The following is a 15,422-nucleotide window of genomic DNA, read 5'->3' as shown; positions in this document are numbered from 1 at the left end:
ATCGGCAAAGTCCTGATGAGGTGCGCTAGGCTTGACCTATGCGTTCCGCGACCCTGCTTCTTAGCGGGCCGCGACGGCCCTGAGCTCTCGCCGTCGCGGCTGCCCCTCGTCCTGCGCACGAGGGGTTTTCTTATGGGTCCGAGTCGAGGCAGAAGGACATTCGCCGTGAGTGAGTACGATCCGCAGGCGCTGCAGGCCAAGTGGCAGCAGCGGTGGGAGGAGCTGGACCCGTTCCGGGCGGGCGAGGACGCCGCCGACACCCGGGAGCGGCGCTACATGCTCGACATGTTCCCCTACCCCTCCGGCGACCTGCACATGGGCCACGGCGAGGTGTTCGCCATCGGCGACGTCGTCGCGCGCTACTGGTTCCAGCGCGGCTACAACGTCCTGCACCCCATCGGCTGGGACTCCTTCGGCCTGCCGGCCGAGAACGCCGCGATCAAGCGCAACGCGCACCCGGCCGAGTGGACCTACGCCAACATCGAGACGCAGGCCACGTCCTTCCGCCGCTACGGCATCTCCTTCGACTGGTCGCGCCGCCTGCACACCAGCGACCCCGAGTACTACCGCTGGAACCAGTGGCTGTTCAACCGCTTCTTCGAGCGGGGCCTGGCCTATCGCAAGGGCGGCCTGGTCAACTGGTGCCCCAACGACCAGACCGTGCTGGCCAACGAGCAGGTCGTGGCCGGCAAGTGCGAGAGGTGCGGCGCCGACGTCATCCGCCGCGAGCTGACGCAGTGGTACTTCAAGATCACTGACTACGCCGAGCGGCTGCTGAAGGACATGGAGCAGCTGGAGGGCGGCTGGCCCGAGCGCGTGCTGACCATGCAGCGCAACTGGATCGGCCGCTCCGAGGGCGCCGACGTGCTGTTCGAGATCGAGGGGCGCGAGGAGCCGGTCCACGTCTACACCACCCGCCCCGACACGCTGTTCGGCGCGACGTTCTTCGTGGTGGCCGTGGACGCGGCGCTGGCCGACGAGATCGTCACCGACGACCGGCGCGAGGAGTTCGAGGCCTACCGCGCCGAGGTCGCCAAGCTGAGCGACATCGAGCGGCTGTCCACCGACAAGGAGAAGACCGGCGTCTTCCTGGGCCGCTACGCGATCAACCCGGTCAACGGCGAGCGCATCCCGGTCTGGGCGGCCGACTACGTGCTGTCCGACTACGGCCACGGCGCCATCATGGCCGTGCCCGCCCACGACCAGCGCGACCTGGACTTCGCGCTGAAGTTCGGGCTGCCGGTCAAGGTCGTGGTCCACACCGGCCTGGCCGACCCGGGCGAGACCGGCGAGGCCACGCCGGGAGAGGGCAGCCTGGTCAACTCCGGCCCGCTGGACGGGCTGAGCAAGACCGAGGCCATCGCGAAGATCATCGAGATCCTGCGGGCCCAGGGCAAGGGCGAGGCCTCGGTCAACTTCCGGCTGCGCGACTGGCTGCTGTCGCGCCAGCGGTTCTGGGGCACCCCGATCCCGATCATCCACTGCCTGGACTGCGGCGAGGTCCCCGTCCCCGACGACCAGCTGCCGGTCACGCTGCCCGACCTGCGCGGCGAGGCGCTGGCCCCCAAGGGCGTCTCCCCGCTGGCCAGCGCCACCGACTGGGTCAACGTCGAGTGCCCCAAGTGCGGCGGCCGCGCCATGCGCGACACCGACACGATGGACACCTTCGTCGACTCGTCGTGGTACTACCTGCGCTACTGCTCGCCGGGCTACACCGACGGCCCGTTCGACGTCGAGCAGGTCCGCAAGTGGGGCCCGATCGACCAGTACGTCGGCGGCGTGGAGCACGCGGTGCTGCACCTGCTGTACTCCCGGTTCTTCACCAAGGTCCTGCACGACATGGGCATGGTCGACTTCACCGAGCCGTTCCTGCGCCTGCTGAACCAGGGCCAGGTGATCAACGGCGGCAAGGCGATGTCCAAGTCGCTGGGCAACGGCGTCGACCTGGGCCAGCAGATCGACGCGTACGGCGTCGACGCGGTCCGCCTGACCATGGTGTTCGCCGGCCCGCCGGAGGACGACATCGACTGGGCCGACGTCTCGCCGGCCGCCTCGCAGAAGTTCCTGGCCCGCGCCTTCCGCGTGATGGACGACGTGGCGAGCGAGCCGGGCGTCTCCTTCGAGGGCGGCGACCTGGAGCTGCGCAAGTTCACCCACCGCACCATCGACGAGGTCACCAAGCTGGTCGAGTCCCACCGCTTCAACGTGGCGGTGGCGCGGCTGATGGAGCTGACGTCGGCGGCCCGCAAGGCCATCGACTCCGGCCCCGGCGCGGCCGACCCGGCGGTGCGCGAGGCGGCCGAGGCGCTGGCCGTGATGCTGTCGCTGGTCGCGCCCTACACCGCCGAGGAGGGCTGGGAGCGGCTGGGCCACACCGGCACCACGGTCGCGCTGGCCGGCTGGCCGGTCGCCGAGCCCGCGCTGCTGGTGCAGGACTCCGTGACCTGCGTCGTCCAGGTGGCCGGCAAGGTGCGCGACCGCCTGGAGGTCTCGCCCTCGATCTCCGAGGACGAGCTGCGCGGGCTGGCGCTGGGGTCCGACAAGGTCCGCGCCTACCTGGACGGCGAGCCCCGCAAGGTGATCGTCCGCGCGCCCAAGCTGGTCAACATCGTCCCCTGACCGGGACGGGCCCCGGCACACCGGCCCCCGGCCGGGTCGAACGGCGACGGCCTCGTGATCACATCGGTGATCGCGAGGCCGTTCCCTTGCCGGGGTGCGCGGCGCGGGCGGCGCACCTCATGGGGGTCAGGGGGTCCGCAAGGCGCGGCGTCGTGCGCGGGTCAGGGGGTCCGCAGGGCGTCGGCGTCGTGCGCGGACCAGGCGGTTCGGAAGGCGTCGGCGTTGCGCGCGCACCAGGCGGCGAAGGTGCGCGGCTTGCGCCCGAGCAGGCGCTCCACGGTGTCGGTGCGGAATCCGGCCGTGTCGGCGCGCATGAGGTGGAACCCCTCGACGATGGCCGCGGCCAGCGCCGGAGGCGCACCGTGGGGGAAGCGGGCGGCCACGGCCTCCTCCGCGGTCGTCACCGGCCGGATCGCGATCTCCCGGCCGAGCGCCGCGGCGAGGATCTCGACCTGCTCGGTGACGGTGAACAGCTCCTCGCCGGTGAGCACGTACTCCTGGCCCTGGTGGCCGTCGCCGGTCAGCGCCACGGCGGCGACGGCGGCGATGTCGGCGGGGTCGATCGGCGCGTACCGGCCGGGGCCGACCGGGTCGAGGACGTGGCCCGCCCCGCGGATGGTGGGCAGCCAGTCGAAGGCGTTGGTCATGAAGCCGCCGGGCCGCAGGAAGGTGGCCGGGATGCCGCCGGCTCGGATCGCCTGCTCGCGTTCGTGGTGCCAGCGCCCCATGGCGGGCATGGGGTCGCCGAGGACGTTGAACGAGGACAGGTGCACGATGTGCCGCACCCCCGCCGAACGGGCGGCGGCGACCGCGTTCCTGGTGTGGTCGAGGCCGATGCCGGGGGTGAGCAGGAACAGCCGGTCGGCTCCGGCGAAGGCGGGCGGCAGCGTCGCCGGGTCGTCCAGATCCGCCACGACCCGTTCGGGCCGCCCGGGCAACGTGGCGGCACGGGCCGGGTCGCGGACCAGGACGCGGAACGGCGCGCCGGTCTCGGCCAGCTCGCGGACGAGCTCACGGCCGACGTTCCCGGTGGCGCCGGTGACCAGTATCATGAGGACCCCATAATCGTGTACCGGTTAACGAACGAGGAGAACGTTAACCGGTACATGATCTGGTGTCAATCGTCCCTCGACAGCACCGGAGGTCTCCTCGTGCCCGAGTTCCTGGACCTGCACAGCACGATGTCGAAGGCGCTGCGGGCGGCGGCCGAGGCGGCCGTGCGGCGGCACGGGCTCCACCTGGGACAGGACCACCTGCTCGCGGTGCTGTGGCGGCAGGACGGCCGCACTCCCGGCGAGGTCGCCGCCGCGCTGAACGTCACCACCCCCAACGTGGTCAAGGCGGCCACCCGGATGGCCGCGGCCGGCCTGCTCACCCGGCGCCGCGACGAGCGGGACAACCGGCTGGTCCGGCTGTGGCTCACCGACGCCGGACGCGCCCTGCAGGCGCCCGTCGAGAAGGAGCGGCGGCTGCTCGAGGAGCAGGTGACCGCCGACCTCACCGAGTCCGAACGCGAGCATCTCCTCAGCGCGCTGGCGAAGATCCACCGCTCGGCGACCGCCCTGCTGAACGCCCCCGCCGATCACCGCGACCCGGCCGGCACCTGAGGAGGCGAGCGCGTCCGGGCCTGCGGGTGACGGGACGAGCCGCCGCCCGGTCAGAGGGCGCGCAGGGCGGGCAGCAGCTCCTGCTCGGCCCACGCGAAGAACGGCTCCTGCTGGTCGGGCCCGATCTGCACCAGCGCGACGTGCGTGTATCCGGCGTCCGTGTACTTCTTGACCGCCTCCACCACAGCCTCGACGTCGCCGCCGCACGGCACGCTGGAGGCCACGTCGTCAGGCGTGACGAACTGGGAGTACGCCTCGAAGTTCACCGGCCCCGGCAGCTCCGCCATGACCTTCCAGCCGGCCGCCGACCAGCGCCACAGCCGGTGGGCGCGCTCCTTGGCCTTCTCGGCGTCCGTGTCGTACGACAGGGCGAGCTGGCCGTAGACCGGCTTGTCCGCCCCGCCCGCCTGGACGAACTGCCCGACGACCTCCGGCATCGGCTCGTTGACGATCAGCAGGTCGCCGTACTCCGCCGCGATGGCCGCCGAGCGCCCACCCGAGGCGGCGATGCCGATGGGCACCGGCCGTTCCGGCAGGTCGTACAGCTTGGCCGAGTCGACGTCGTAGAACTCGCCGTCGTAGGTGACGTACTCGCCGCCGAACAGCTCGGTGATGATGGTGACGGCCTCGCGGAACATCCGGTGCCGCCGGTCCGCGGATGGCCAGCCCTCGCCGATGACGTGCTCGTTGAGGTTCTCGCCCGAGCCGAGGCCGAGCGTGAAGCGCCCGTCGCTCAGCACGCCCATGGTGGCGGCCTTCTGCGCCACCACGGCCGGGTGGTAGCGCATGATCGGGCAGGTTACGTACGTCATGAGGGGGAGCCGCTGGGTGGCGTGCGCCACCGCGCCCAGGACCGACCAGGCGTAGGCGGCGTGACCCTGCTCCTCCAGCCAGGGGAAGTAGTGATCGGAGATGACGGCGTAGTCGAAGCCGACCTGCTCCGCCCTGGCGGCGTCGGTCACGAGCTGGCGCGCCGGAGTCTGCTCGCACATCAGGGTGTATCCGATTTGTACCATGATGTGCCCGCTACCCCCGAGGGTGCGCGGTTAGCTCAGGAGAGCGGAGATCCCTCAGCGCGCGGGCCGGTCGAGGAGCTCCTCCGCCACCAGGCTGAGCCCTATGCCGAGCAGCCAGACGTCCTTGACCAGCCCGAGGCCCTCCTGCGACGGCCGCAGGCTGCCCTCGCGGCGCATGCCGGGGGTCCTGAGGTACAGGCCGATGAGGCCGCCCGCGAAGGCGGTCAGCGCCGCGCCCGCCACCAGCGAGGGGACCACCGGCACCAGCAGGGCGGCGCCCACCGCGATCTCCGCCTTCGACAGCAGCTTCACGAACGCCACCGGGTCCCGTTCGCCCAGGAAGGGGTAGGTCGCGGAGGCCATGCCGTGGACCCCCGCGGCTGTCCCGGGATCGGCGCCGGTCAGGTCGAGACCGGAGTTGAGGATGACCGTGCCGGCGGCCAGGCGGGCCGGGAGCTGGTGGACCTTGGGGAAGAGTCTCATGGTTCCTCACTCTGGAGAATTGCGACGTTTTTCGCCTTAAGTCCCATTTCTTCCCCGCGGTGTGGCGGGCATCCGCCCCGGCCGGCCCTCTTGGCCAGGACTTTCACCGGACCCGTCCGCTCGTGACGCTGAGCGGGAAATTCGTGCCGGCGCGTGGATCGGCGGCACTAGTGTTCACGTGTGACAACTGGCGCATACCTGAGATATCCGCATCTGTGGGGTGACCTGGTCACCTTCGTCGCCGACGACGACCTGTGGCTGGCACCCGTGACGGGCGGCAGGGCGTGGCGGTTCACCGCCGACCGCGTACCCGTCTCCTTCCCGAGGTTCTCGCCCGACGGCGCCCGCATCGCGTGGACCAGCCACCGCGAGGGGGCGCCCGAGGTGTTCGCCGCGGAGGTCGACGGCCCGCGGGGCGACCGGCTCACGCACTGGGGCAACGCCATGACCGGGACCCGAGGGTGGAGCGCCGGTGGCGACGTGCTCGCGGTCACCGCCGCGGGCGAGGGCGGACGCAGCCGCACCTGGGCCTACGCGGTGCCGCTCGACGGCGGCCCGGCCGTCCGCCTGCCGTACGGGTGGGTGAGCGAGGTCGCCCTCGGCGACGGCACGGTCCCCGGCCAGGCGGACGGCCGGGTGGCGACCGTGTCGTCCCTGTGGCGCGAGCCGTCGCACTGGAAGCGCTACCGCGGCGGCACCGCGGGCAAGATCTGGGTGGACGCCGACGGCGACGGCGCCTTCGCCCGGCTGTTCGCCGACAGCGACGCCCAGTACTGGTCGGTCATGTGGATCGGCGACCGCCTGGCCTTCCTCGCCGACACCGACGGCACGGGCAACCTCTACTCCTCCCTGCCCGACGGCTCCGACCTGCGCCGGCACACCGCCCACACCGAGTTCTACGCCCGGCACGCCGCCACCGACGGCCGCCGGGTCGTCTACGCGCACGCCGGCGACCTGTGGCTGCTCGACGGCCTGGACGCCGAGCCGTACCGGCTGGACATCAGGCTCAGCGGGCCGCGGGCGGCCCGCGCCCCACGACCGGCGCCCGCCCGCGTCGGCGCCTTCTCACCCGACGCCACCGGCCGCGCCAGCGCCGTCGAGGTGCGCGGCACCGCCCACTGGGTCACCCACCGCGACGGTCCGGTCGGCGCGCTGCGCGTGCAGCCCGGCGTGCGGGTCCGGCTGCCGCGCGTGCTCGGCGACGGCGGCAAGGCGGTCTGGGTCTCCGACGCCACCGGCGAGGACGGCCTGGAGGTCGGCACGCCCGGCGGCGAGATCCGCACGCTGGCCGCGGGCGAACTGGGCCGGGTGCTGGCCCTGGCCGCCGCCCCCGACGGCAAGCACGTGGCCGTGGCCACCCACGACGGGCGCCTCCTGGTGGTCGACGTCGAGACCGGGGCGCTGAGGGAGCTCGACCGCACCGCGTACGGCGACATCAGCGGGCTCACCTTCTCACCTGACTCCGCGTGGCTGGCCTGGGTCCACCCGCACCACGAGCCGCTGTCGCGCATCAGGATGGGCCGCCTCGACGGCACGTCCGTCATCGACGTGACACCGCTGCGGTTCGCCGACTTCGACCCGGTCTTCACCAGGGACGGCAAGCACCTGGCGTTCCTGTCGGTGCGCACGTTCGACCCGGTGTACGACGCGCACGTGTTCGACCTGTCGTTCCCCGTCGGCTGCCGGCCGTACATCGTGCCCCTGCGCGCCACCACCCCGTCGCCGTTCGACCCGAGCCTGCAGGGCCGCGGCTTCAACGGCGAGGACGACAAGCCCGACCACGACGGCGCCAAGGACGACGCGCCCCCGCGCACCGAGGTGGACCCCGAGGGGCTGGGCTCGCGCGTCGTGCCCGTGCCGGTGCCCGCCGGCCGCTACGGCAACCTGCGCGCCGCCAAGGACGCCCTGCTCTGGCTGCGCCACCCCCTCGCCGGCCAGCTCGGCGACGGCACCGAGCGGGCCGGCGAGGTGGTCCTCGAACGCTATGACCTCAAGAAGCGCGCCAAGGCCGAGCTCGGCACCGAGGTGCGGGCCTTCGAGGTGAGCGGCGACGGCACCCGGCTGGTCACCAACGGCAAGAACGGCCTGCAGACCCGCTCCGCCGCCGAGGGCGACGAGGTCGTCACCATCGACCTCGACCGGGTCACGGTCCAGCTCGACCCGGTCGCCGAGTGGCGCCAGAGCTACCTGGAGGCCGGCCGGCTCATGCGCGACCACTTCTGGCGCGCCGACATGAACGGCGTGGACTGGCAGGGCGTGCTCGACCGCTACCTGCCGCTGGTCGACCGCCTCGGCTCCTACTCCGAGCTGATCGACCTGCTGTGGGAGGTGCAGGCCGAGCTCGGCACGTCCCACGCCTACGCCCGCGCCAACGCCGCTCCCAGCGACCCGCGCCGCCGCCAGGGGCTGCTCGGCGCCGACCTGGCCAGGGACGAGGACGGCACCTGGCGGGTCGCGCGGATCCTGCCCGGCGAGTCGTCCGACCACGACGCGCGCTCGCCGCTGCTCGCGCCCGGCGTCGCCGTACGGGCCGGTGACGCGATCGTCGCCGTGGGCGGACGCCCGGTCGATCCCGTGCGCGGGCCGCTCGCGCTGCTGTCCGGCACGGCCGGCCGCGCCGTCGAGCTGACCGTGCGGCCGGCCTCCGGCGGCGAGACGCGCCGCGTGGTCGTCACGCCGCTGGAGGACGAGACCCGCCTGCGCTACCACGACTGGGTGGAGGGACGCCGGGCGTTCGTGCACGAGGCGTCGGGCGGGCGGCTCGGCTACCTGCACGTACCGGACATGGTGGCTTCTGGCTGGGCGCAGTTCCACCGCGACCTGCGCACCGAGATGGCCCGCGAGGGCCTGGTCGTCGACGTCCGCGAGAACGGCGGCGGCCACACCTCGGAGCTGGTGCTGGAGAAGCTGTCCCGCCGGGTCACCGGGTGGACGCACGTGCGCGGCTACGAGCCGATGCGCTACCCCGAGGACTCGCCGCGCGGCCCGATCGTGGCGGTCACGGACGAGTTCGCCGGGTCCGACGGCGACATCGTCAGCGCCGGCGTCAAGAACCGCGGCCTCGGCCCGCTCGTCGGCACCCGGACCTGGGGCGGCGTGATCGGCATCGACTCGCGGTACTCGCTGGTGGACGGGACGGTCGTGACCCAGCCCCGGTACTCGTTCTGGCTGGAGGGGCCGGGCTGGGGCGTGGAGAACCACGGCGTGGACCCGGACGTGGAGGTGGTGATCACGCCGCAGGACCGGGTGGCGGGACGCGACCCGCAGCTGGAGAAGGCGGTGGAGCTGGCGCTGGCCGCCCTGGAGGAGCGCCCGGCCGCCACCCCGCCGCCCCTCCCGCCGCCGGGCTCCTGACCTGCTTCGCGTCCCCCCGTTTCCCCTGGTTCGCGTGACCCCTGTTGCGCGTAAGCCCTGTTTCGCGTCACTTCTGTTTCGCCTGACCCCGGCCGGTGCCCGACGGCGCGCCGGCCGGGACCCTCAGCGGGCCTGCCGGAGCCGGTCCAGGATCTCGCCCAGGACCGGCTCGGTGGTGGCGAAGTTCAGCCGGACGTGGTTCTCCCCGCCCGGGCCGAACGCCGCGCCGTCGTTCAGCAGGACCCTCGCCTCCCGCTCCAGCACCTCCGCCATGCCGGGCCGGCCGTAGTCGAGCCACGCCAGGTACGTCGCCTGCGGCACGCGGTAGGCGACCCCTTCGGGCAGGCGGGCGGCGATCGTCTTGCGGTTGCGGTCGAGCAGCGCCAGGGTCTCCTCCAGCCAGGCGTCCCCGTCCCGCCACGCGGCGATCGTGGCCTCCACGCCGAACACGTGCGCCGAGCCGTACACGAAGGGCGGCTCGGCGGCGAGCGCCGCACGCACGGCGGGGGAGCCGACGTGGGCGACCGAGCAGCGGATGCCGCCCAGGTTGAACGCCTTGGTCGCGGACGTGAGCGTGACCGTGCGCTCCGGCAGGATCGTCGCGAAGGGGATGTGCTGGTTCGGGGCGTACGCCAGGTCCGCGTGGATCTCGTCGGAGATGACCAGCAGATCGTGCCGCTCGGCGTGCTCGGCCAGCTCCTCCAGCTCTTGGCGGGTGAAGACGCGGCCGGTCGGGTTCTGCGGGTTGACGAGCAGCAGCACGCGGCACCCGGACAGGTCGGGCAGCTCGTACCGCCACGAGTCACCATCGTCGGGGACCAGCCGGATGGGCCGCAGCGGCCGGCCCATGACCTCCAGCGTGCCGAGGAACGGATGGTAGGCGGGGGTGTGCAGCGCCACCCCGTCGCCCGGCCTGGTGGCCAGGTGGAGGATCACCTGGAGGGCCTGGTTGATGTCGCTGAAGGTGCGCACGTGGCCGGGGTCGGGGCTCCAGGAGTACCGGTGGGCCATGCGCTCGGCGAACGCCTCGGCCAGGGCGCCGCAGCCGGAGTCGTCGAGCCAGGTCGGGTAGCCGAGGTCGCCTTCGGCGCGCCGCTTGATGGCCTCGACCACGGCGGGGGCCGTGGGCAGGTCCATGTCGGCGACCCAGGCGGGGATCACGCCGGGGGCAGCTTTGGCCCACTTCAACCCATCGTTACGGGATTTAAAGTCTTCCGGGCTCAATGTGAAGTTCACGGGGTCATTGTAGGTTTTCGCGTTCTGGCGGCTCGGGGAGGCATTGATCGACGACGACTCCCGATGCTACTAATGAAGGAAACCTTCATATAGCAAGAGGACCTCATGCCGCCGACTCCCCGGACCTCCTCCCGGACCTGTTCCTCCTGGACCCGTTCCCGGACCTCTTCCTGGACCTGTTCCCGGACCTCTTCCTGGACCTGTTCCCGGACCTCTTCCTGGACCTGTTCCCGGACCTCGCGATGACCGCCCTCTCCTGGCCCGGATGCGACAACGCCCGCGACGTGGGCGGCCTGCCCACCACCTGGGGCGGCCGGATCAGGAAGGGGGCGCTGATCCGTTCCGACCGGCCCCGGCCGGACAGCGTCCAAGCCCTGCTGGGACACGACGTGCGGCTCGTCCTCGACCTACGCCTGGCGGGGGAGTGCGCGGCCGACCCCAGCCCGCTGGCCGGCCATCCCGCCTACCGCAACCTGTCCGTCCTGCGTGACGAGGACGACGTCCTGGAGGCCATCGCCGACACGATGCCCGCCATCTACCAGGCGATCCTCGATCGCGGCGCCGACCGCATGGCCGCCGCCGTCACCGCGATCGCCCTCGCGCCGCCCGGCGCGGTGCTCGTGCACTGCCACTCGGGCCGTGACCGTACGGGACTCGTCGTCGCCCTGGCGCTGACCTTGGCCGGGGTCCCGGACGAGGAGATCGCCCGTGACTACGCGCTCACCGCCTCCTGCCTGCGGCCCGGCACGGAGGCCCGCGCCCGCCGCCTGTTCGCCGAGGTCACCGAGGCGACCATGCTGCGGACCCTGGCCCACCTGCGTGACGAGTACGGCGGTGCCGCGCGGTACCTGGGCGTCGGCGAACCCGTCGTCACGCTCCTGCGCGCCCGCCTGACCGAACCCGCCACCGGTGCGCCGACGTGACCTCTCGATGAGCCGCCTCGTTCTGCCTCTCATGAAGCCTCGCCCGATAGGTCACGCGCGATGGCGCGACGGGAGGCAGACGCGATGCAAGCCAATCGCCTGGTACGTCACCGTACGACGGCGCGGCCGAAGGCCGGTCCGGTGCGTCACGCGCGACGGCGTGACCGGAGACGGGCGCGATGCGAGCCCGTCGCCTGGCATGTCACGTACGAGGGCACGGCCGAGGGCCCGTTGTAGGTCGCGCGCGATGGCGTGACGGGAGGCGGGGGCGATACGAGCCATTGCCTTCCAAGCCAGGTACGAAGGCGGGCCGGGCGGAAGACCGGTCCGGTGCGTCACGCGCGATGGCGCGACGGGGCAGCCGCGATGCAAGCCGTCGCGCGGTACGTCACGTACGACGGCGCGGCCGGAGACGGCCCCGACCGGGTACATCGCTCACCCTCCCGTCCACAGAAGGCATGCGGTGCAGTGACGGAACGGAAAAGCACGCCCCGGGCATCGGCGGCGCGCAGGGCATGCCCATGTGCCGGTGACCCGAACGACGGGCCCGTGCGCCAGCGGGGACGTTGAAGAGCCGGTGAGGAGGATGGCCGGCTCGTGGGGAGAGGAGCGCGGGCGGGGCCGGGGCGGCCCCCAGGACGCGCCTGCGCGCCTGGGGGCCGCCGGCGGCGGGACGCGTCAGAGGCGGCGGAGCACCGCCACGACCTTGCCCAGGACGCTGGCCTCGTCACCGGGGATCGGGTCGTAGTTGGGGTTGTGGGGGACGAGCCAGACATGCCCGTCCTTGCGCTTGAAGGTCTTGACCGTGGCCTCACCGTCGATCATGGCGGCCACGATGTCGCCGCTCTCGGCGACGGGCTGCTGCCGGACGACCACCCAGTCGCCGTCGGCGATGGCGGCCTCGATCATGGAGTCACCGGCGACCTGGAGGAGGAACAACGTGCCCTCGCCGACGAGCTGCTTGGGCAGCGCGAAGACGTCCTCGACGCTCTCCTCGGCGAGGATCGGCCCACCGGCGGCGATGCGGCCGACCAGCGGCACGTAGGCGGCCGTGGGCCGGCTCACGGTGGGCTCCACGGAGGAGGAGGCGTCAGGGTCCACCCAGAGCGCGGGCTCGCCGGGCAGGCGCACCTCCAGGGCGCGCGGCCGGTGCGGGTCGCGCCTCAGGTAGCCCTTGCGCTGCAACGCCGTCAACTGGTGCGACACGCTGGACGTGCTGGTGAGCTGCACGGCCTCGCCGATCTCTCGCATGGACGGCGGATATCCGCGCTGTTGCACCGAGTCGCGGATCACCTCGAGAATCTTGCGCTGCCTGGGCGTCAGGCCCAGGGAGTCGCGCCGCCGCACCGCGAGGTCGGTGACCCCGTTCGCGTCATCTCGCTCGCTCATGCTCTCCTCCTCGCCCGGGGGCCTGCCGCTCCGGCACGTCCTCCCGGTCCGTGGTCTCCATGTCGCACACAGCGACCGTATCGCTGTTGAAGATCATCTTCAAACAATTGTTCGAGTCGTCCTCGAAATTATCAGTGTCGTGGTGTACAACATCGTACGGGAGTTCGATCGACATCGTGTTCGATTTGCTGATCTTAATTGGGCCATTTTCTCGGACCCGGGACGGCGCGGGAGGTCAATCGTGCACACCACGGCGGTTGTGGACATGACCAGCGACGACGCCTGGCGCCCGGGCGTGGCGGCGGGGCGTACAAACGCGATCAAGAACGTTGGTGTGGACGATGAAGGTGTCATGGGCGGGCGCAAAGCGTTCAGTATTCGCGCTCGTACTGGTTTAGGCACCAATTCACGGTCTGAACGGCATCGCCCCACGGTCCCCGTGGCGCGGGCGACCGCCTCCGGAGTGAACGCGTCACGGCCGGGCGTCCCAGGGTTGTGGAGATCGAGGGCCTCACGGTGGGCGGTCGTTTCACGGAGGGTCGTTCCGCCCAGGGCTGTGGGGGTCGAGTGCCTCACGGGGGCGGTCGCTTCACGGAGGGGCGTTCCGCGTACGGCCGGGCTGAGGGCGGCGGAGAGGCAGGCGTCGGCGCGCGGGACCGCGGTGAGGCAAGCCGCGGCTGGCCAAGTCACGGTGTGGCGGGCGCCGGTGTGGCGGGCGGCGGCGGGCAAGTGCCGATGCAGCCGATGGAGGACCGGCAAGGGCCGTGTGGCGCATGGCAGTGACGCCTGAGGCCGTCGCGGTGGGCTGCCGGGCGGCACGTGGCGTCCTTCCTGAAGACAGGGCCGGTGCATGGCCGGCGGAGACGAGAAGCCGACCGGTCATGTCGGTGGGTTGTGTGATGTGGGGCGGTTCGGTCGATCGCGTCACATGTGGAAGGCGGACCGGGGCGTCGCGCCGATGGGGGCGGTCGGGCCCGGCGCGTGGCCGGGCGGTTCGCGGGTTTCGCTTCGAGGGGTGGGGTTCAGATGCGGGAGGACGGCTCGCGTAGGGACGAGGCGTCGCCGGACAGCGGGATGAGAGCGGTCCGCCGCGGAGCGGGGCGGTCCCCTGCCGCGGGAGGGAGACCTCAGCTGTGGCTCGTCCCACCGCCCAGACCGGAGGCGGAGGACCTCGGGCTTCCGGAGGGTGGTCCGGCTGAGAAGGGCGGACCTTCCCGCTGGAGTCGTGGGCGGGAGGTGAGGGGTGGGGCGGCCCGGAGTGGTGGTGCCGCGCCCGTCACCGGTGCGGCGGCGGCTCAGGGGGATGTTCCTGCGGTGGGCCACGCGGCCTCTGACGAGGATGCCCGCTCTGTTGCTGGTGCCGAGGCGAAGTCTCTTGACGGTGCCTGCGCTTGCGGTGGCGACCCGCCCCGGCCCTCTGGTGAGGGCCGGGCAGGCGCTGGGGCGCCGGCAGCCAGGGTGGGCTCGATCGTGCAGGGAGGCCGCAGCGGGGGACCGTCCGAGCCCGCCCGAGGGCGAAGGGGGCGGCGGGAGTCTCCGCGTCAGCGCGGGGCTGAGCGTGAGCCGGGGCAGGGGCGCGAGACCGTCCGAAAGCCTCTGCGGGGACGCGCGGCGGTGCGTGAGGCGGCGGCGCGGGAACGGGGCGGTCCTCGGGAGGCGGGGCGGGGACGAGGCCGTCTCGGCGTGGTGCGTGGAGGCGACGATGAGCGGGAGCGGGCGGCGGGGCGAGGGCTCGTGCAGGGGCCGGAGCCCGTGCGCAAGAAGCTGAGGGAACGCGGGGCCGCGCCTGACGGGTCTGTTCCGGTGAAGGGCGGCAGGCGAGGGCTGGCTCGAATCGTGTCCTTCGGGCGGAAGGGCGAGCGGACGGATCCGGCCGGATCCGTGCGGAGGGGTGAGCGGACGGACTCACTTGGGTCCGGGTCTGTGCGGAGTGGCCGGGCGGATGCTTTTCGGGCCGGGGGCGTGCAAGGAGGCTCCATGCGGCCGAAGCGCGTGCGGCGGGACGCTCCCGTGCGGACGGTTGCTCCAGTGCGCCGCGACGCTCCCGTGCGGACGGTTGCTCCAGTGCGGCTGGACGCTCCGGTGCGGCGGGACGCTCCAGTGTGGCGCGACGCTTCCGTGCGATCGGTTGCTCCAGTGCGGCGGGTGGGTGCCGGGCGGCAAGGAGCTTCCCTGCCGGTGGGGCGCTGCAGGGGTGCGGCTCGGCGGAAGGCGGCGCCGGTGCGGCTGACGCGTCGTGGGCGTGCCGCGATCATGGTGCTGGTGGCCGTGCTGCTGTCCCTGTGTGGGTTCTGGCTCGGAACCAGGACGGCCCACGCCGCCACGGCTCCCGGCATCGTGTCCCCTGGGCACGCCGCCACGGCTCTCGGTGTCGTGTCCCCTGGGCACGCCGCCACGGCTCTCGGTGTCGTGTCCCCTGGGCACGCCGCCACGGCTCTCGGTGTCGTGTCCCCTGGGCACGCCGCCACGGGTGCCGGTGTCGTGACTCCTGGGCACGCCGCCACGGCCCCGATCGCGCCGCTCTCGCCCGGGTCGCCGTAGCTCCCACATGCTCTGCCTCCGGTCGTGCCGTGGCGTCGCCTCCTGTCTCCTTGGATCCTCACGTCGCGCGGGATGGATCTCGCGTTGTGTGGTCCGCCCGTTGGTGCTGCCTGTCCGCGATGCCAGTCCGGGCGGGCGGCACCGCTGGAGGCTCGGTGACTCTCCTGTCGCCATCTGAGGCGAAGGCCGGGGGCCGGCTGAGGGTTTCGAGCTGACGGGGGACGCGCAGGCTCGCGGGCCGGGCACCATGGTCC

At 72.5% G+C, this 15,422-nt stretch carries 10 protein-coding genes; 5 read left to right on the top strand and 5 right to left on the bottom strand.

Annotated elements, in window-relative coordinates; genetic code table 11:
- The first annotated feature begins 132 nt into the window (after positions 1–132).
- Positions 133–2,619, top strand: coding sequence for a leucine--tRNA ligase (gene leuS / locus HT134_RS23300; protein ID WP_175602553.1), 2,487 nt, complete (start codon positions 133–135; stop codon positions 2,617–2,619).
- 161 nt (positions 2,620–2,780) lie between these two features.
- Here leuS and HT134_RS23295 read toward each other — a convergent pair whose 3' ends face one another.
- Positions 2,781–3,671 (bottom strand): NAD(P)H-binding protein, encoded by an 891-nt coding sequence (locus HT134_RS23295; RefSeq protein WP_175602552.1) that lies wholly within the window; start codon positions 3,669–3,671, stop codon positions 2,781–2,783.
- Between the two features lie 99 nt (positions 3,672–3,770).
- On the opposite strand from HT134_RS23295, the gene HT134_RS23290 reads away from it, so the two are divergent.
- Positions 3,771–4,226, top strand: coding sequence for a MarR family winged helix-turn-helix transcriptional regulator (locus tag HT134_RS23290; RefSeq protein ID WP_175602551.1), 456 nt, complete (start codon positions 3,771–3,773; stop codon positions 4,224–4,226).
- A gap of 50 nt (positions 4,227–4,276) precedes the next feature.
- Here HT134_RS23290 and HT134_RS23285 read toward each other — a convergent pair whose 3' ends face one another.
- Positions 4,277–5,242 carry a TIGR03557 family F420-dependent LLM class oxidoreductase gene (locus tag HT134_RS23285; RefSeq protein WP_175602550.1) on the bottom strand — a complete coding sequence of 322 codons (966 nt, stop codon included), beginning with the start codon at positions 5,240–5,242 and terminating at the stop codon, positions 4,277–4,279.
- Between the two features lie 54 nt (positions 5,243–5,296).
- A complete protein-coding gene (locus HT134_RS23280) occupies positions 5,297–5,725 on the bottom strand; it encodes a hypothetical protein (protein WP_175602549.1) in 429 nt (142 codons plus the stop codon).
- 180 nt (positions 5,726–5,905) lie between these two features.
- Between HT134_RS23280 and HT134_RS23275 the strand changes: the two genes are divergently transcribed.
- A complete protein-coding gene (locus tag HT134_RS23275; protein ID WP_175602548.1) occupies positions 5,906–9,079 on the top strand; it encodes a S41 family peptidase in 3,174 nt (1,057 codons plus the stop codon).
- 123 nt (positions 9,080–9,202) lie between these two features.
- On the opposite strand, the gene HT134_RS23270 is transcribed toward HT134_RS23275, so the two are convergent.
- Positions 9,203–10,240, bottom strand: a complete 1,038-nt coding sequence (locus HT134_RS23270) for a MalY/PatB family protein (protein WP_312888349.1) — start codon at positions 10,238–10,240, stop codon at positions 9,203–9,205.
- A 317-nt stretch (positions 10,241–10,557) separates the two neighbouring features.
- Here HT134_RS23270 and HT134_RS23265 point away from each other — a divergent pair, with 317 nt between their 5' ends.
- Positions 10,558–11,238 (top strand): tyrosine-protein phosphatase, encoded by a 681-nt coding sequence (locus HT134_RS23265; protein ID WP_175602547.1) that lies wholly within the window; start codon positions 10,558–10,560, stop codon positions 11,236–11,238.
- 678 nt (positions 11,239–11,916) lie between these two features.
- Here HT134_RS23265 and lexA read toward each other — a convergent pair.
- Entirely contained in the window at positions 11,917–12,627 is a 711-nt protein-coding gene (lexA, locus tag HT134_RS23260) for a transcriptional repressor LexA (RefSeq protein WP_217708220.1), read from the bottom strand.
- A gap of 2,220 nt (positions 12,628–14,847) precedes the next feature.
- Here lexA and HT134_RS44780 point away from each other — a divergent pair.
- A complete protein-coding gene (locus HT134_RS44780; protein ID WP_217708219.1) occupies positions 14,848–15,168 on the top strand; it encodes a hypothetical protein in 321 nt (106 codons plus the stop codon).
- The last annotated feature ends 254 nt before the right edge of the window (positions 15,169–15,422 follow it).

The organism is Nonomuraea rhodomycinica (genome assembly GCF_013363995.1).
Lineage (GTDB): Bacteria > Actinomycetota > Actinomycetes > Streptosporangiales > Streptosporangiaceae > Nonomuraea > Nonomuraea rhodomycinica.
Note: the sequence above shows the minus strand (reverse complement) of the source record. Positions and strands in the feature narration are given on the sequence as shown.